The sequence below is a fragment of the Chitinophagales bacterium genome (assembly GCA_017303835.1).
Lineage (GTDB): Bacteria > Bacteroidota > Bacteroidia > Chitinophagales > Chitinophagaceae > JAFLBI01.
Genome location: JAFLBI010000001.1, coordinates 331,496 through 349,015, shown reverse-complemented (window position 1 = coordinate 349,015; position 17,520 = coordinate 331,496). Strand labels below are relative to the sequence as shown.

20 protein-coding genes and 6 tRNA genes are annotated in these 17,520 nt (G+C 43.7%); 3 read left to right on the top strand and 23 right to left on the bottom strand.

Annotated elements, in window-relative coordinates; all coding sequences use genetic code 11:
• Positions 1–107 precede the first annotated feature (107 nt).
• From rplL to J0L83_01570, 16 genes are all read right to left on the bottom strand, one after another.
• Entirely contained in the window at positions 108–482 is a 375-nt protein-coding gene (gene rplL, locus J0L83_01645) for a 50S ribosomal protein L7/L12 (GenBank protein MBN8663245.1), read from the bottom strand.
• 100 nt (positions 483–582) lie between these two features.
• Positions 583–1,098, bottom strand: a complete 516-nt coding sequence (locus J0L83_01640; protein ID MBN8663244.1) for a 50S ribosomal protein L10 — start codon at positions 1,096–1,098, stop codon at positions 583–585.
• Between the two features lie 54 nt (positions 1,099–1,152).
• A complete protein-coding gene (locus tag J0L83_01635; GenBank protein MBN8663243.1) occupies positions 1,153–1,845 on the bottom strand; it encodes a 50S ribosomal protein L1 in 693 nt (230 codons plus the stop codon).
• Between the two features lie 25 nt (positions 1,846–1,870).
• Positions 1,871–2,314, bottom strand: coding sequence for a 50S ribosomal protein L11 (gene rplK / locus J0L83_01630; GenBank protein ID MBN8663242.1), 444 nt, complete (start codon positions 2,312–2,314; stop codon positions 1,871–1,873).
• A 201-nt stretch (positions 2,315–2,515) separates the two neighbouring features.
• Positions 2,516–2,983, bottom strand: coding sequence for a DUF4920 domain-containing protein (locus tag J0L83_01625; GenBank protein ID MBN8663241.1), 468 nt, complete (start codon positions 2,981–2,983; stop codon positions 2,516–2,518).
• Between the two features lie 73 nt (positions 2,984–3,056).
• Positions 3,057–3,635 carry a transcription termination/antitermination factor NusG gene (gene nusG, locus J0L83_01620; GenBank protein ID MBN8663240.1) on the bottom strand — a complete coding sequence of 193 codons (579 nt, stop codon included), beginning with the start codon at positions 3,633–3,635 and terminating at the stop codon, positions 3,057–3,059.
• Positions 3,636–3,642: 7 nt separating this feature from the next.
• Positions 3,643–3,837, bottom strand: a complete 195-nt coding sequence (secE, locus tag J0L83_01615) for a preprotein translocase subunit SecE (GenBank protein MBN8663239.1) — start codon at positions 3,835–3,837, stop codon at positions 3,643–3,645.
• Positions 3,838–3,875: 38 nt separating this feature from the next.
• Positions 3,876–3,949: transfer RNA gene (locus J0L83_01610), tRNA-Trp, on the bottom strand.
• A gap of 100 nt (positions 3,950–4,049) precedes the next feature.
• The gene (gene tuf / locus J0L83_01605) at positions 4,050–5,237 is read right to left on the bottom strand and encodes an elongation factor Tu (GenBank protein MBN8663238.1); all 1,188 of its coding nucleotides are present in this window, start codon (positions 5,235–5,237) and stop codon (positions 4,050–4,052) included.
• A gap of 92 nt (positions 5,238–5,329) precedes the next feature.
• Positions 5,330–5,401: transfer RNA gene (locus tag J0L83_01600), tRNA-Thr, on the bottom strand.
• A 266-nt stretch (positions 5,402–5,667) separates the two neighbouring features.
• Positions 5,668–5,740, bottom strand: a tRNA-Gly gene (locus J0L83_01595).
• A gap of 38 nt (positions 5,741–5,778) precedes the next feature.
• Positions 5,779–5,861 (bottom strand) — tRNA-Tyr (locus J0L83_01590).
• 4 nt (positions 5,862–5,865) lie between these two features.
• Positions 5,866–5,938, bottom strand: a tRNA-Thr gene (locus J0L83_01585).
• Between the two features lie 241 nt (positions 5,939–6,179).
• Positions 6,180–6,479: a ribosome-associated translation inhibitor RaiA gene (locus tag J0L83_01580; GenBank protein MBN8663237.1), complete on the bottom strand. Its 300-nt coding sequence runs from the start codon at positions 6,477–6,479 to the stop codon at positions 6,180–6,182.
• A 146-nt stretch (positions 6,480–6,625) separates the two neighbouring features.
• A complete protein-coding gene (locus tag J0L83_01575; GenBank protein MBN8663236.1) occupies positions 6,626–7,522 on the bottom strand; it encodes a tyrosine-type recombinase/integrase in 897 nt (298 codons plus the stop codon).
• Between the two features lie 61 nt (positions 7,523–7,583).
• A complete protein-coding gene (locus tag J0L83_01570; GenBank protein MBN8663235.1) occupies positions 7,584–7,781 on the bottom strand; it encodes a 30S ribosomal protein S21 in 198 nt (65 codons plus the stop codon).
• 112 nt (positions 7,782–7,893) lie between these two features.
• On the opposite strand from J0L83_01570, the gene J0L83_01565 reads away from it, so the two are divergent.
• Positions 7,894–8,481 carry a riboflavin synthase gene (locus J0L83_01565; GenBank protein ID MBN8663234.1) on the top strand — a complete coding sequence of 196 codons (588 nt, stop codon included), beginning with the start codon at positions 7,894–7,896 and terminating at the stop codon, positions 8,479–8,481.
• Positions 8,482–8,566: 85 nt separating this feature from the next.
• Here J0L83_01565 and hscA read toward each other — a convergent pair whose 3' ends face one another.
• Positions 8,567–10,423, bottom strand: a complete 1,857-nt coding sequence (gene hscA / locus J0L83_01560) for a Fe-S protein assembly chaperone HscA (protein MBN8663233.1) — start codon at positions 10,421–10,423, stop codon at positions 8,567–8,569.
• Between the two features lie 72 nt (positions 10,424–10,495).
• Entirely contained in the window at positions 10,496–10,873 is a 378-nt protein-coding gene (locus J0L83_01555) for an RDD family protein (GenBank protein ID MBN8663232.1), read from the bottom strand.
• 66 nt (positions 10,874–10,939) lie between these two features.
• Here J0L83_01555 and J0L83_01550 point away from each other — a divergent pair, with 66 nt between their 5' ends.
• The gene (locus J0L83_01550) at positions 10,940–12,223 is read left to right on the top strand and encodes a tyrosine--tRNA ligase (GenBank protein ID MBN8663231.1); all 1,284 of its coding nucleotides are present in this window, start codon (positions 10,940–10,942) and stop codon (positions 12,221–12,223) included.
• 1 nt (position 12,224) lies between these two features.
• Here J0L83_01550 and J0L83_01545 read toward each other — a convergent pair whose 3' ends face one another.
• Positions 12,225–12,896, bottom strand: coding sequence for a G-D-S-L family lipolytic protein (locus J0L83_01545; protein MBN8663230.1), 672 nt, complete (start codon positions 12,894–12,896; stop codon positions 12,225–12,227).
• A 135-nt stretch (positions 12,897–13,031) separates the two neighbouring features.
• On the opposite strand from J0L83_01545, the gene J0L83_01540 reads away from it, so the two are divergent.
• Positions 13,032–13,102: transfer RNA gene (locus J0L83_01540), tRNA-Gln, on the top strand.
• Between the two features lie 37 nt (positions 13,103–13,139).
• On the opposite strand, the gene rfbD is transcribed toward J0L83_01540, so the two are convergent.
• The 4 genes from rfbD to J0L83_01520 are packed head-to-tail and all read right to left on the bottom strand — an operon-like array spanning position 13,140 to position 17,472.
• A complete protein-coding gene (gene rfbD, locus J0L83_01535; GenBank protein MBN8663229.1) occupies positions 13,140–14,021 on the bottom strand; it encodes a dTDP-4-dehydrorhamnose reductase in 882 nt (293 codons plus the stop codon).
• Positions 14,022–14,025: 4 nt separating this feature from the next.
• Complete coding sequence (locus tag J0L83_01530; GenBank protein MBN8663228.1) at positions 14,026–15,009, bottom strand: SDR family oxidoreductase; 984 nt, start codon at positions 15,007–15,009, stop codon at positions 14,026–14,028.
• 11 nt (positions 15,010–15,020) lie between these two features.
• On the bottom strand, positions 15,021–16,322 hold the full coding sequence (locus J0L83_01525; GenBank protein ID MBN8663227.1) for a UDP-glucose/GDP-mannose dehydrogenase family protein: 1,302 nt from the start codon (positions 16,320–16,322) through the stop codon (positions 15,021–15,023).
• 19 nt (positions 16,323–16,341) lie between these two features.
• A complete protein-coding gene (locus J0L83_01520) occupies positions 16,342–17,472 on the bottom strand; it encodes a DegT/DnrJ/EryC1/StrS family aminotransferase (protein ID MBN8663226.1) in 1,131 nt (376 codons plus the stop codon).
• Positions 17,473–17,520: the final 48 nt, after the last annotated feature.

Below are 17,520 nucleotides of genomic sequence, written 5' to 3'. Positions count from 1 at the left end.
GCAGCCGGTATTTGAATGGCCTTTTTTGCGTGATGAACGATGATGATGGTGGCAAATAAAAAACCCCGACGGTAAACGTCGGGGCTAGAATGTGTATCGTCAAGAAATTACTTGATTTCAACTTCAGCGCCAGCTTCTTTCAGCTTAGCAACCAGTTCGTCGGCTTCAGCCTTGCTTACGCCTTCTTTAACTGGCTTAGGTGCACCGTCAACCAGATCCTTGGCTTCTTTCAGACCAAGACCAGTCAATTCTTTAACGATTTTAACTACGTTCAATTTAGAAGCACCACCGCTAACGAGGATTACATCGAAAGCTGTCTTCTCAGCAGCAGCTGCAGCGCCACCACCATCACCAGCAGCTACTACTACTGCAGCAGCAGCAGGCTCGATACCGTAATCTGCTTTCAGCACGTCTGCTAATTCCTGTACTTCTTTTACTGTTAAGCCAACCAGTTGTTCGGCTAATGCTTTAATGTCTGCCATATGTTTTGTTTTTAGAAACCGCCTTCATGGTCTGTTACAACTCCGGCGGAAGGTTATGGAATATGCTTCCTCTTATCCTCGGAAGCTTGGGATTACTTAATTACTCAGCAGCTGCACCTTCAGCCTGCTTCTCGTGGTGGTGCAACAAAGCAGCCAGTACACGCTTAGCAGGAGACTGCAACAAGCCAATCACTTCGCCGATCAATTCGTTCTTCGTCTTGATCTGAGTCAGTGTCTTCAGGTTGTTATCACCAGCATATACATCACCGTTGATGAAAGCCGCTTTCAACAGAGGCTTATCACCGTTGCTTTCCTTGCGGAAAGAAGAGATGATCAATGCAGGCTCTTTTGGATTCTCAGAGAACATCAGGGCTGTTACGTTATGCAGAGCATCGTATACGCCAGCATATTTTTCTGCATCCAGAGATTCCAGTGCTTTTTTGATGAGGGTGTTCTTAGCCACCTTCATTTCTACCTGCTTATCAAAGCAAGCACGACGCAGTTTACCCACCTGCTCTACGCTCAGTGATTCTGTGTCTGTGATATAGAAGTTGTTGTATTGAGCAAACTTTTCTTTCAGCAGCTCAATCACTTCATTCTTTTGTTCTTTAGTCATAACTAAATTTTTATAGTACCCGGGTCATTTCCCTGCAAGCAGGGATCACCAGGATTAGTTAGATAATGCTTTGGTGTCCAAAGTAATACCAGGGCTCATTGAGCTGGCCATGCTTACTGCTTTCAGGTAAGTACCTTTTGCAGATGAAGGCTTCAGCTTCAGGATAGCGTTGATCAGTTCAGTACTGTTCTCAGCAATCTTCTCAGGCGCGAATGATACGCGGCCAATTGAAGCGTGCACGATACCAGCTTTATCTACCTTGAACGCAATCTTACCACCCTTCACCTCATTCACAGCTGCTGCTACATCATTGGTAACAGTACCTGTTTTAGGGTTTGGCATCAGGTTACGGGGGCCGAGTACTTTACCCAGCTTACCAATCTTAGGCATTACAGATGGTGTAGCGATGATGACATCGATATCTACCCAACCGCCTTCGATCTTGGTGATGAATTCATCCAGACCTACATGGTCAGCACCAGCGTTCTTTGCTTCGTTTTCCTTGTCAGGAGTACAAAGTACCAATACACGCTTGGTTTTACCAGTACCATGTGGCAGAGTCACCGTACCACGAACCTGCTGGTCTGCTTTCTTTGGATCAACACCCAAACGAATGTGCAGGTCAACAGAGCTATCAAATTTTGTACAGTTAATTTCTTTTACGAGTGTAGCTGCATCCTTCAGGGAATAATGCTTATTCTTATCCACCTTTGTTTCAGCAACTTTTCTTTTTTTAGTCAGAGACATTGTTGTTATGATTTAAGGTGAATAATTAGTTTTCCCAAGGAGCTTTACCTTCTACGTTCAGACCCATGCTACGTGCTGTACCAGCAACCATTTTCATAGCGCTTTCTACAGTGAAGCAGTTCATGTCTGGTAATTTGTCTTTAGCGATCACTTCGATCTGAGCCCAGGTAACCTTACCAACTTTGGCACGGTTGCTTTCCTTAGAACCCTTCTGGATCTTAGCTGCTTCCATCAACTGAACGGCAGCAGGTGCTGTCTTGATGATGAAGTCGAAAGACTTGTCAGAATAAACTGTGATGAGAACGGGTACTACTTTACCCATCTTGTCTTGAGTTCTTGCATTAAACTGCTTGCAGAACTCCATGATGTTTACGCCCTTAGAACCGAGCGCTGGACCTACGGGAGGAGCAGGGTTGGCTTGACCGCCTTTCACCTGCAGCTTCACGAAGCCGGAGATTTCTTTTGCCATTTTGAATACAATTTTTGGTGTTAACGTTCACAGATTATCTGCGAACTCCCAAACCGTCATTGCTGACAGTTGTAATCATTCTTCTTCGAAAGAACTTTTTGGGACGGCAAAGGTAGTTGCTTTCCGCAGATTCACAAAGACTTATCTAAAAAAATCTGCCCCGGACTGAGCCAGGGCAGCGATATCACTCAACTAATTGATTTACAGAACCAAAAGGCCTTTCGCCTGCACCACGATCTCTTTCTTTGGTGCGTTAATCGCTTCTATTTCTGCTTTCGACTTGCCCGCATCTTCTGCATAGTGGCGGAGTTGCTCAACAGTAGTGACTTTTTGCTCAGCCACACCTTCAATCACCACTTCCTTACCATTCAGTGAAACAGGAACCAGAAACTTATGGTCCTTCATCTTCACCATCATATTGCCATCTTTAGTTGCTACACGAATCCAGCAACCTTCTTTTGTACATACTTCAGACACTTTTCCGGTAATCTTTACGTCCATTTTCGCAGTCTTGCCCATTTTATTACCAAGTTCATCTACTGAGAATGCACCTTCTTTACTTACTTTCTCACCGAAATGCATGCCACTATCGGCAGGTCCCTGAGGTGGCTGTGCCATTGCGATTGTTGTAATCAACAATGCCGCCATCAGACTCAATAATTGTTTCATATTCTTTGTTTGTACAGCAAAAATAAAAGCCGCAAACGATGTTGCGGCTTGAAATTTATTAACGGTAGAAATATTAACTCAATTTTTCTACCTGCATGTAGTTCAATTCTACTGGTGTTGAACGACCGAAGATTTTCACGGTTACTTTCAGCTTCTTCTTTTCGTCGTTTACTTCTTCAATCACACCATTGAAATCATTGAACGGACCTTCAATAATCTTGATGGTTTCGCCTACGATGAATGGTTCACTCATGGTTGCACCCTGGTCGTTCATTTCATCCACGCGACCCAGCATCTTATTTACTTCACTCTTACGCAGTGAGATGATATTGCCTTTAGAGCCTTTACCATCTGTAAGAAAGTGCATCACGTTGGTGATATTGCTGATATGCTGTACGATATCATCTGTGAGTTTACCATCGGTTACTTCCAGCATCACATAACCAGGAAAATAGTTTTTCTCGCGCATTACTTTTTTACCGTTCTGCACTTTGTAAACCTTCTCCATTGGCAGGAAAACCTGCTTGATGATTTCCGTCCAACCGCTACGGCTAATATCCTTATCGAGGTACTCCTTTACGCTACGCTCCTTACCACTCACTACACGGAGTACGTACCATTTTGTTTCTTGTTGTTGTACTGCAGCTTCCATGATCCGCTTACTTGAATAATGAATAAATGAGCTTCAGCAACTGGTTGCTGCCAAAGTCCATCAACCATACCATCGCGGTGATGATGATAGTAGCTACCAGTACAATCACCGTGCTCTGTTGTAATTGGCTCCAAGTGGGCCAGGTTACTTTCTCGAGCAATTCGCGGTAGCTCTCTTTAAAATAGGTGGCGACTTTATTCATATTCGCATTTTATGCCTGCAAATGCAGACCGTTTTTATTGGCACGGGTACAAGGATTCGAACCCTGATCAACGGTTTTGGAGACCGCTATTCTACCATTGAACTATACCCGTAGAAAGCTAAAAGCTACCCCGATTGACCGGGACAGCTTTTAGAGTATGTTGCAAATGTATGGTTTTCATTTGCTTAAAGCAAAAGCTTTTCAGCTAAAGCTTATTTGATGATCTCAGTAACCTGACCGGCGCCTACTGTTCTACCACCTTCACGGATAGCGAACTTCAGACCCTTTTCCATCGCGATCGGAGAGATCAGCTTAACAGTCAGAGATACGTTATCGCCAGGCATTACCATCTCAGTACCTGCAGGCAGTTCAACCTCACCGGTTACGTCTGTAGTACGGAAATAGAACTGAGGACGATACTTGTTGAAGAATGGTGTGTGACGACCACCTTCTTCCTTGCTCAGTACGTATACTTCACACTTGAATTCAGTGTGTGGAGTGATAGACTTAGGCGCGCAGATAACCATACCACGACGGATATCTTTCTTTTCAATACCGCGGAGCAGTAAACCAGCGTTATCACCAGCTTCACCACGATCCAACAGTTTCTTGAACATTTCAACACCTGTTACAGTAGAGTTTAATGGAGATTCCATCAGACCTACGATTTCAACAGGATCACCTACTTTAATGATACCACGCTCGATACGACCTGTAGCAACTGTACCACGACCAGTGATAGAGAATACATCTTCTACAGACATCAAGAAAGCTTGATCGATAGGACGTGGAGGCAGTGGGATGTAGCTGTCAACAGCATCCATCAGTTCAGTGATGCAAGGAACCCACTTTTCGTCACCAGCCAGAGCGCCGGTAGCAGAACCCTTGATGATTGGTGTATTGTCACCGTCGAAGCCATAAGAGCTCAACAGTTCACGGATTTCCATTTCAACCAGGTCAAGCAATTCAGGATCGTCAACCAGGTCAACTTTGTTCATGAATACAACGATACGAGGTACACCTACCTGACGAGCAAGCAGGATGTGCTCTTTTGTTTGAGGCATAGGACCATCTGTAGCAGCAACTACCAGGATAGCACCGTCCATCTGAGCAGCACCAGTAATCATGTTCTTCACATAGTCGGCGTGACCAGGACAGTCAACGTGCGCATAGTGGCGGTTGTCAGTCTGATACTCAACGTGTGCAGTGTTGATGGTGATACCACGCTCTTTTTCTTCAGGAGCACCATCGATTTCGTCATAGTTCTTCTTCTGAGCCAGACCTTTTCTAGACAGTACGTCTGTGATGGCTGCAGTTAAGGTTGTTTTACCATGGTCAACGTGGCCAATGGTACCAACGTTTACGTGAGGTTTCTCCCTCTTAAAGGTCTCTTTAGACATCTTTATCGGTTTTATTGTTGTTTATAATCGCTGTCAACAAGCATTTGCCCATTGACCATAGCTTTTTTCATCGAAGGCTTTCGCCTTAATTGAGCCGTTGATGAGAATTGAACTCACGACCTCTTCCTTACCAAGGAAGTGCTCTACCACTGAGCTACAACGGCATTAGATCCGTGACAGCTGACCTAGTAGCTTCAGCACCTCTGCGCCGCCTCCCTCACCTGTCATATACCGAGCGAGAGACGAGGCTCGAATGCTGACGAAGTAAACTTGTCAGCATCCTGACCAAAGCGTCAGGATTCGCCCGTAACTCCTTTTCCAAGAACTTATAGAGCGGGAGACGAGGCTCGAATGCTAACGAAGTAAAACTTGTCAGCATCCTGACCAAAGCGTCAGGACTCGCCACAACTCCTTTTCCAAGAACTTATAGAGCGGGAGACGAGGCTCGAACTCGCCACCTATAGCTTGGAAGGCTATCGCTCTACCAAATGAGCTACTCCCGCGAAAAATCAGGTTTCCCTGATTTTCAAACAAAGAACTGTGGGCAGTGGTGGATTCGAACCACCGAAGTCGAAAGACAGCGGATTTACAGTCCGCCCCATTTGGCCGCTCTGGAAACTGCCCTCAGAGCCACTTGTCGGACTCGAACCAACGACCTGCTGATTACAAATCAGCTGCTCTACCAGCTGAGCTAAAGTGGCCTATTAAATCTCTACACAGCTTTGATTTTCAGCGTGCAAAAAAGAACTCTCCCCAAAAATTTGGGATGGCAAAGGTAATGGAAAATGTCAATCAGCAAAATTTTGAAAAGAAAATTTTCTGCTACTTTTTCACGCCTGTCGGCAACTTGCGCAAATCCACGCTATGAAAGCATTTCAGGCAACACGAAACTGCATAAAAAAACCCTGCCCCAACAGTTTGGTTGAGGCAGGGTTTCTACGCTTATGCGGCAAGCTTTTCTTTTTTTCTTTTTATCTGGTTAACCAGAGAATCTAATGCGCTATCGAAAGATTCTTCAAATGATTTCGAGGATGCTTTCACAAAGAAATCATGCCTCGGTACATGCACCCTGATTTCAACGATCTTATCCTTGATGTTATGTACCACGTTATCCAACTTCAGGTAGACATCCACTTTCAGAATTTTGTCATGAAAAGTATCCAGTTTTTGAAGTTTACGTGTTACATACTCAACCAATTTAACATCGGCATCAAAGCGCACAGATTGAATGTTTACGTTCATAGCAACTCACGTTTTAGGAAGTGATGAAAATATGTGAAAGAACTTTGTTCAGCTCGATTTGCTTGGGACGTTTAAGTTAATACAAATTGGCTTTATTTGGAAGAAATGCCGAATAATTTTGGTAGAATTTTACAAGTGGCAGACAATCAGGCTTTGGGATGCGCCTTACGAAAGATTTCTTTTAGCTTTTCTACGGAATTGTGCGTATAAACTTGCGTGGCAGCCAAGCTACTGTGGCCTAACAAAGACTTCACCGCATTCAGATCTGCACCATTATTCATCAGATGGGTGGCGAAACTATGTCGCAGAACGTGCGGACTCTTTTTCTCAATCGTAGTTACCAAAGACAAGTATTTACGGATACTGGCATAAACAGTTCGACTATTCAGCTGCTTCCCCTTTTCATTAACAAATACAAAAGGTTGATCATTCGCTGTTGCTGGTCTGTTTTGAATATAATCTTTGATCGCTTCTAATAAAGCTGGTGCTACGGGTATCAGCCTTTCCTTATTGCCCTTTCCCAATACTTTGATTTGCTTTTGTGCTACATCTACATAATCCAACTTCAATCCAACCAACTCACTCAAACGCATGCCTGTTGCATAAAACAACTGAATAATCAACCGATCTGTCTTACCGGGCCAATCATCAGGAAATGTTACATGCTGCAATAAGGTATCCATATCCTTGGCTTCCACATACATGGGTAAACGCTTGCTCACCTTAGGTGATACAATTGTTGTCATGGGTGATTGAGCAATCTTACCCTCACGTAATTGGAATTTGAAAAAAGATTTGAGCGCAGATATCTTTCGATTGATGGTCTTGGCACTCATCGCATCCCCCTTCAAAGAAGCCAGCCAACTACGAATCATTGCGGCATTGATACGTGCAGGCTCTACCCCACCAAAATCGGTCACGAGGTAATCGAAAAACTGGGTTAGATCATTTTCGTAAGAGATGATCGTATGACGCGAATACCGGCGTTCAAAACGCAGATAATCCAAAAAGGGCTGAATCTGACTTTGCTGGTATTCTGACATAAAAAAAGCAGTCAAAGGTAAAACCTCTGACTGCTGAATTTTATTGTGATAAAGGCAGAAATTATGCCTCGATCTTTCCGCTGGCAATCTGCTGCTTGTAGATAGCTTTCAAAACCTCGCCTCTACGCTTCACAGAAGGCTTCACGAAAGCCTGACGTGATCTCAGCTGCAACAACGTTTTGCTCTTCTCATACTTCTTCTTGTACTTCTTGAGCGCCTTGTCGATATTCTCGCAGTCTTTAGAGTCAATAATCAGCATAACTAATATACCTCCTCAGGTAATTTGGGTGAATAAATGGGCTGCAAAGATACTGACCTGCATGAAAATTCCAAATTCATTACAATTTTGCCGTTGCACCGTAATTTGCAGCATGTTTACCGGAATCATCGAAACCCTGGGCATCATTGAAGCCATTACGACACAGGGCACCAATAAAACTTTTCATATACAGTCCCCCATTTCAACAGAGTTAGCTGTGGATCAAAGTGTTAGCCATAATGGGGTTTGCCTAACAGTGGAAGCCAATAATGGCAATACTCACCAGGTGACCGCCATTGCTGAAACCTTGCAGAAATCAAATTTGGACAGCCTGCAAGTAGGTGCTGTGGTGAACCTGGAAAGATGCATGACCATGCATGGACGCTTAGACGGACATATTGTGCAAGGACATGTGGACACAACAGCCACTTGCACCAAGGTGACAGAAATGGATGGCAGCTGGCAATATGACTTTACGTTTACAGGAAATTTCGGCCACCTGATTATTGAAAAAGGCTCTATCGCCATCAATGGCACCAGCCTCACTTGCTTCAATGTGGGGAAGGATCGCTTTTCTGTTGCGATTATTCCATACACGTACGAACACACCAACTTTCATCGATTACAAGCTGGCGATACAGTGAATCTGGAATTTGATATACTGGGTAAATACGTGCAACGATGGATGGAACTCCGATAGCACGGATTTCACGGATTGTACAGATTACACTAATTACACTGATTACGCGGATTTCACTAATGGAAGTTAAAAAACTGTATGGAATTTATACAGTCTTTCCTTTGAGCGCACCGGCAACAGCCTGATCCATGGCACGTTCAGCATAAGGTCTGCTCACTTCATTCAAGGCTTCAATTTTTTGGTGAATCAAATCCTTATTGTCCATGGTTAATGCCAATTGCAAAGCTTGCATAGCATTGGCGGTGTCGATCATCTCTTGCTTAGTCAATAAGCTGCTATTCTTTGCGATGAACTTCTCAGTTGTGCTGAGGATTTGCTCGCCCTCGGTTCTGGCTTCTACCAAAGCACGTGTTTGAATATCATCTTTTGCATGCGTAATGCTTTCGAGCAACATACGTTCCACTTCTTCATCAGTTAAACCGTACTGCGGTTTTACTTCAATACTTTGCTCTACCCCACTGCGGAGTTCTTTGGCCTTCACCACCAAGATGCCATCAGCATTGATCAAAAAACTCACTTCTACTTTTGGTAAGCCTGCAGGCATTCCTGGTATACCAGTAAGATTGAATTCTGCCAACTTGCGATTATCCTTTACTAAATCACGCTCACCTTGGTATACGGAAATACGCATACCACTTTGTCCGTCTTGCTGCGTGGTATATTGTCGGCCTGCTTTGGTTGGAATCTTTGAATTGCGCGGAATCAAGACATCCATCAAACCACCCATGGTTTCAATGCCCAAGCTTAATGGTGTGATGTCTAAGAGTAAAAAGTCTTTGTTATTGCCAGCCAAAATATCGGCCTGCACAGCAGCGCCCAAAGCCACTACTTCATCAGGATTCACTTCATCATGCACAGGCTTTCCAAAAAATGCAGACACAGCTTGTTTCACCAATGGAACGCGCGTACTTCCACCCACCATTACAATGGTATCAATGTTTGCGGCAGTTAACTGCGCATCTTTCAATGCAGCTGAACAAGAAGCAATAGTCTTATCAATCAATGGTTGAATCAACGCTTCAAACTCAGCTTTTGTAATACGCAATGTATCACCATTCCATTCCGCTGTGTACACATCAGCATTGCTCAGCGTTTTCTTTGCTTCTTCTGCACGAAGACGTAAACCCTGCGCCAATTGTTTGTTTGCACGTAATTCATCCTGAGTAATACCAAAATACTTTACCCAATGCTGTACAATGGCGTGATCAAAATCATCACCACCCAAATACGTATCACCATTTGTACTCAACACATCAAATACACCATTGGTGATACGCAGAATTGAAATATCAAAAGTACCACCACCCAAATCATATACAGCGATGGTTTTCTCTTCTTCAGGATTCAAACCCAAACCATAAGCCAGACTCGCAGCGGTTGGTTCGTTCACAATACGCAAAACATCCAGTCCTGCCAGTTTACCCGCATCTCTGGTTGCCTGACGTTGTGCATCGTTGAAATAAGCTGGCACTGTAATCACCGCTTTGGTAACCGGTGTTTTCAGGATATGTTCTGCTCTTTGCTTGAGTTCTTTCAAAATCAATGATGATAACTCAACAGGCGAAAAGAATCGGTCACCCACCTGCACTTTTACCAGACTTTCAGTATCATCATCAATCACTTTATAGGTAAAGAAATCTGCATGTTGTTTTAAGTCTTGATAGCTTTTACCCATCAGGCGCTTGGCAGAGAAAATGGTATTCTGCGGATCTGTTTCCAGATAAGTTTTTGCACTCGCACCGACTTCTGTGTTTCCAAAAGCATCAAAGTGAATCACACTTGGCACCAGACTGCTACTATCGTGTTCTTTTAAAGCAATCGGTTTTTTGCTCTCTGGGTGAATGATGGCAACCAAACTATTGGTGGTACCCAAATCAATACCCACAATCATTTCTTCCTGTTGCAGACTACCAGTTGCGATATTGATACCAATCTTGGCCATAGTGTACGTTTTGAGCCGCGAAATTAAAGCAATGCCCCTCGGCTAGGCTTGTGATTTTGGAAATATAACCAATCAATCCTGCACCAGTTCGGTACCACTCAGGTAATCGTGCAGGGTTTTATCCAGAAAAGGGATGAAAAACATATCTATAATTGTGAGCCGAACCAAACTACGGATAAAAATCCTACCCCAACCTGCTTTGCCGCCTGTCTTACTGACCACACGGGAATAACTGATGCGCTTGCCAAGGCTTTTACTAAAAAAGCCTTCTGCAACGAAATAATACAGAAACAGGGTACCAAAAAAGAACCAGCCAAAATTCAAAGGGGTAAAGCCCCAGTAAAACACATTCCAGTTCCAAATGCGGTAAAACAGCATAGCTAGCAGAAAGACCAGCAGGGTGTCAACCAGAAAATTCAGCACACGTGTTCCAATACCAGTTGTTTTCATGGGGCAAAAATAAGCGGCACAGCCGGAATCGGCGCAATGATTACTTTTGCGGCAAATTCAGGATACATGAACCTTATAGAAGAACTGAGATGGCGTGGCATGATTCAGGACATTATGCCCGGTACGGAAGAGCAATTGCAGAAAGAAATGACGACGGCCTATATTGGCTTTGACCCTACTGCAGAGAGCCTGCATATTGGCAGTCTTGTACCCATTCTCCTATTGGTTCATTTACAGCGTGCCGGACACAAACCCATTGCATTAGTTGGTGGCGCTACCGGTATGGTAGGCGATCCCAGCGGCAAAAGCGAAGAACGCAATCTGCTGGATGAAAATACCCTGCAACGCAATATTGCCGGCGTAAAAGCACAATTAGAAAAATTTCTGGATTTTGATCCTGCCAAGGCAAATGCAGCCGAGATGGCGAATAACTATGATTGGTTCAAAAACATCAGCTTTATTGATTTTCTCCGCGATACTGGCAAGCATATTACCGTGAATTACATGATGGCCAAGGATTCAGTGCGTAAGCGTATTGAAGGCGAAACAGGCATCAGCTATACCGAGTTTGCTTACCAGTTGATGCAGGGTTATGATTTTTACTGGCTCTATGCCAACAAAAATTGCAAACTGCAAATGGGCGGTAGCGATCAGTGGGGCAATATCACTACTGGTACTGAGCTTGTACGCAGAAAAGCAGGCGGTGAAGCTTTCGCGTTTACTTGTCCGCTCATCACAAAAGCAGACGGTGGCAAGTTTGGTAAAACAGAAAAAGGCAATGTGTGGTTAGATGCCAATAAAACTTCACCTTATCAGTTCTATCAGTTCTGGTTAAACGCTAGTGATGAAGATGCACGCAAGTGGATCAAAATATTTACACTTCTACCAAAAGAAACCATTGATACACTAATTGCAGAACATGAAGCTGCACCGCATTTGCGCACCCTGCAGAAAACATTGGCAGAAGAACTGACAACTTTTGTGCATAGTAAAGCAGATTTGGAATTCGCCATCAAAGCTTCTGAAATCTTGTTTGGCAATGCTACTACAGAAGTATTGCAAAGTTTATCTGAACAACAATTGTTGCAGGTGATGGATGGCGTGCCTTCTGTTGAAATACCTATGGCACAATTGGAAGCAGGTTATGAATTGTTAAGCTTTTTGGCCGACAATGGCATTTTCCCCAGCAAGGGAGAAGCCAGAAAAATGTGGCAAGGCGGCGGCATCAGCTTGAACAAAACTAAGATTGGCGCAGACAAGACACAGGTAACTACTGCTGACTTGTTGCAGAACAAATATCTGCTTGTACAGAAGGGCAAAAAGAATTACTACTTCGTAAAAGCCGTATAAATTATTTCAGCTGGCGTATGGCTGTCCACATCGTGGCAGCCACTACCCTGGCACCTTCCGGATTCAAGTGTACTTTATCTGAAGTGAGTATACCCTGCTCCAGGTTCTGTTTATTGTAAATAAGATTGTATTCCAAAAAAGCTTTGCGGATATCGGCTAAAGGAAGATTTTTTTGTGCTGCATAGTAACGAATCCAATTGCTGTAGTAATTCAAGTCGCCATCCATTTCATTAGAGAAATCAGTACGCTCTCCAATGACAGCAGGTGTGCAAACAACTACCTGAATATTGGCTGCCTGCATCTTAGCGATCAGCGCCTCATAAAACTTAGTAAACTTCCAGAAATCCGTTCCTGTTCCTGCCAATTTCTTGTGCCAGATATCATTTACACCGATATAAATTACGACAACGTCAGGTTTTTTCTCCAGCACATCTGTTTCCAGACGCAAATACAGATCATATACCTTGTTTGCGCTGATGCCAGACCCCACCAGTTCATATTGTTCTTTCATTCCCTGCGCAGCGATCATCGAATCCAGTTTTACCAGATAGCCTTCATATTTCACCGCCATTTCAGTGATGGAATCACCAAAGAAGATGATTTTTTTCTTTTTGGGGGGCTGAAAAGACATCAGCGCTAAACTCAATACGCAAACGCCAAGCAATTGCTTCATGTGGTGGGTTATTTGCCACAAGTTACGGATTCACAGAACTGTGTGAAACTAGTCGGTATAAAAACTGTTGAAGGAAGAGAGAAAAAATTTGGAACATTTTAGGCCCAACCCTATTTTTGCACCCCTATTACGGATTGACCCATGGTGTAACGGTAGCACTACAGATTTTGGTTCTGTCTGTTAAGGTTCGAATCCTTATGGGTCAACTACCGAAAAAATCCCGCCAATTGGCGGGATTTTCTTTTATACATGTGTTTGTTGTAATTGTTGAATGCAAGTTTCCAGACTTTTTTGCCAAGGTTTGAGCTGAATACCAAAATCGCTAACTAAATCTGAACAATCCATTACAGAGTAACCCGGGCGCTTAGCGGGAGTTGGATATGCAGAAGATGGAATAGGATTAACCTGACAGGTTAATCCAGCTTTGTCTCTGATCGCTGTTGCAAAATCGAACCAACTAATCACTCCTGCATTGCTATAATGATAGACAGATTGGTGCAGCCTACCTGCTTGCAGGCCAATCACCATTTGCATTAATGCCTGTGCTAAATCAGCTGCATAAGTAGGCGAACCAATTTGGTCTGCTACCACATTCAACTCATTGCGTTCTTTCATTAAACGCATCATGGTACGTACGAAATTATTACCATGGGTACTATACACCCAGGAAGTTCTCACAACAATGCCCTTGGGATGATTTTCTTTGATTAACTGCTCGCCCAACCATTTACTGTAACCATAATAATTCAATGGATCAGTTGGATGCTGCACGGTATAAGGCGCTGTACCTTTTCCATCGAATACATAGTCGGTAGAAATGCTGATCAGCTGCTTGCCATTGCTTTCACACCATGCCGCCATTTCGCCCACACTGTGTGCATTGGTTTTGAGTGCGGCTTCCTGCTCCTGCTCTGCTTTATCTACAGCCGTAAAAGCTGCACAATTCAGGATATAATCAGGTTGAATTCTATCGAGTGCTGCCTGTACTTGATCAGGCTGTGTTAAATCCAGTTCCACTCTCGTGGTAAAATGAAAACGAAACTGTTGTGCATATACATGTGCAACCTGCTCCAGTTCCCAACCTAGCTGGCCGTTTCTGCCTGTTACCAATATCAGTGGAAGCATGTATTTATTTTCTGCTTTGAAACTCTTTAGGCTGTTTGAACCACTCTTCTGATGGGAGCGATTTAAAGTAATCATAGGTCTTCTTCAAACCTTCTGCACGATCAACCTTAGGCTCCCAACCCAATATAGATTTTGCTTTGGTGATATCCGGCTTGCGTTGCTTCGGATCATCTACAGGCAAAGGCTTATAACTAATCTTTACAGAAGAGCCTGTCAGTTTCAACACTTCTTCTGCAAAATCCTTGAGAGAGATTTCATTCGGGTTGCCAATATTCACCGGCATTGCATAATCACTCAGCAACAAACGGTAAATACCATCCACCAAATCATCCACGTAACAGAATGAACGTGTCTGACTACCATCACCAAATACAGTTAAGTCCTCACCACGTAAAGCTTGTCCAATAAACGCAGGCAGAGCGCGACCATCATTGAGGCGCATGCGCGGACCATAGGTATTGAAAATGCGGACAATTCTGGTTTCTACTCCATGGAATGTATGATAAGCCATGGTGATGGATTCCATGAAACGCTTGGCTTCATCGTATACACCGCGCGGACCAACCGGATTTACATTACCCCAGTATTCTTCTGTCTGCGGATGCACGAGTGGATCACCGTAGATTTCACTGGTTGATGCAACCAAAATTCTGGCTTTCTTTTCTTTGGCCAAACCCAAACAATTGTGTGTACCATGTGCACCCACTTTCAATGTTTGAATAGGGATTTTCAAATAATCAATAGGGCTTGCTGGTGAAGCGAAATGCATGATATAGTGTAGCTCACCCGGAATATGGATAAACTTGGTTACATCGTGATGATAGTATTCAAACTGCTCTAGTTTGAATAAGTGTTCAATATTTTTCAGATCACCTGTCACCAAATTATCCATAGCAATCACATGGTAACCTTCTTTGATGAAGCGATCACACAAGTGTGAACCGAGGAAGCCGGCTGCACCGGTAATCAATACGCGTTTTCTTGACATAATTATTTGCGTTAAGGCCTGCCGATACTTTCGTAATGGTAGCCCAGTGAACGAATCTTATCTGTATCAAACACATTGCGACCATCGAAGATCACTTTGTGTTTCAGTTTTGCATCTAATTGCTCGAACTCCGGTGTTCTAAACTCACTCCATTCTGTTGCAATGATCAAAGCATCTGCACCTTCCAATGCGCTGTACTGATCTTTCGCATAAACCACCTTGCTACCAATCTGTGCTTCTACGTTTGGCATAGCTTCAGGGTCAAATGCAGTTACGGTTGCGCCTGCTTTGGTGAGTGCATCAATCAGGTACAAAGCCGGTGCTTCGCGGATATCATCTGTGTTGGGTTTGAACGCCAATCCCCACAAAGCAAAATGCTTGCCCTTCAAGTCGTTCTTGAAATAAGCTTCAATCTTCGGCATCAGGTGCAGTTTCTGCTTCTCATTCACCACCTCTACCGCTTTCAAAATCTTGAAATCATAGCTCACTTCATCTGCCGACTTAATCAAAGCCTGTACATCTTTAGGGAAGCAGCTACCACCATAACCGATACCGGGGAATAAGAACCGTTTACCGATACGCTCATCACTACCAATACCTCTGCGTACCATATCTACATCAGCGCCTAGTTTCTCACACAATTGTGCGATCTCGTTCATGAAGGAAATCTTCGTAGCCAAGAATGAGTTAGCTGCATATTTGGTTAACTCAGCTGATTTTTCATCCATAAAGATGATGGGGTTACCCTGTCTTACGAATGGTGCATACAATTCGCCCATCAGTTTTCTTGCTCTTTCAGAGTTGGTGCCAATCACCACTCTATCAGGCTTCATGAAATCATCCACTGCTACCCCTTCTCTTAAGAACTCAGGGTTGCTCACCACATCAAACTCACCCTTGTAGTTGGCCGCAACAGCGTTGTGCACTTTCTCAGCTGTACCAACAGGTACTGTGCTCTTATCAACGATGACTTTATACTCTTTCAGAATCTTACCTAAATCGGAAGCTACACCCAAGACATACTTCAAATCCGCTGAACCGTCCGCACCGGGAGGTGTTGGCAGGGCTAGGAAAATGATTTGTGCATCTTCTACTCCTTCAGCCAGATTAGTGGTAAACTTCAGTCGACCTTCTTTCAGGTTGCGCAAGAAAATCTTCTCCAAACCAGGCTCGTAGATAGTGATCTGGCCGTTAGAGAGTTTATTGACTTTGTTGACATCGATGTCCACACAGGTTACTTTATTGCCGGTTTCAGCAAAACAAGTACCCGTTACCAATCCCACATAGCCCGTTCCAATTACTGCTATTTTCATGATTGCTTGTTATGATTGCTTAAGAATTGATATAGTTTAGCACATGCTCTGTAATATACTGCAATTGGGTTTCATCCAGCTCAGTATGCATAGGCAGAGAGATTACTCTTTCTGTTAACCAATCGGTGATTTCAAGATGATATGCATCCAGACCAAAAGCCGCAAACATTTGTTGTTTGTGTCCGGGCACAGGGTAATAAATCATGGATGGAATCTTATGCTCTGCCAAATATTTATTCAATCCATCTCTATCAACGCCATCCAGGGTTAACGTATATTGGTGATACACATGCTTACCATAAGCAGCAGTGTAAGGTGTTTTGATTTTTGGATGATTCGCAAATGCTTGATCATAGTAAGCAGCTGCTTTTCTTCTTGAAGCGATATAACTATCCAAGCGTTTTAATTTAATATCCAGAATCGCTGCCTGAATGGTATCCAATCTGGAATTGCAACCCACAATTTCATGGTAGTAACGCGTTTGCTGACCATGATTGGCAATCATCTTCATTTTATGCGCCAATGCATCATCATTGGTACAAAGTGCACCACCATCACCATAAGCACCCAGGTTCTTGCTTGGATAGAAGGATGTTGCACCGATATGCCCCATGGTACCAGTTTTGGCTACACGTCCATTAGAAAATGCGTAGTCGGCACCAATGGCTTGTGCATTGTCTTCAATCACAAAAAGATTGTATTCCTTAGCAATCTGCAGAATGGGTTCCATATGTGCGGGGTGACCGTACAAATGAACCGGCACAATGGCTTTGGTTTTTGGGGTAATTGCTTTACGCAGACTTTCAGGGTCCATACAGAAAGTAGCAGGATCCACTTCTACAAATACCGGCTTCAGGCGAAGCAGGGCAACTACTTCTGTTGTGGCGATATAGGTAAAAGATGGGGTAATCACTTCGTCACCCGGCTCCAAGCCAAGGGCCATCATCGCAATTTGCAAAGCATCGGTACCGTTGGCGCAGGGAATCACGTGCTTGGCACCATGATAAGCAGCCAGATTGGCTGCAAAATCCTGCACAGGCTTACCATTGATGTATGCTGCACTGTCAATAACATCCAGCACCGCCTTGTCTATTTCTTGTTTGATATGGAGATACTGCGTCTTGGTATCTACCATCTGAATTGGTCTCATCATAACTTGACGCGAAAATACTGCAAAAAAGCCGAGTGCATCAGGAAT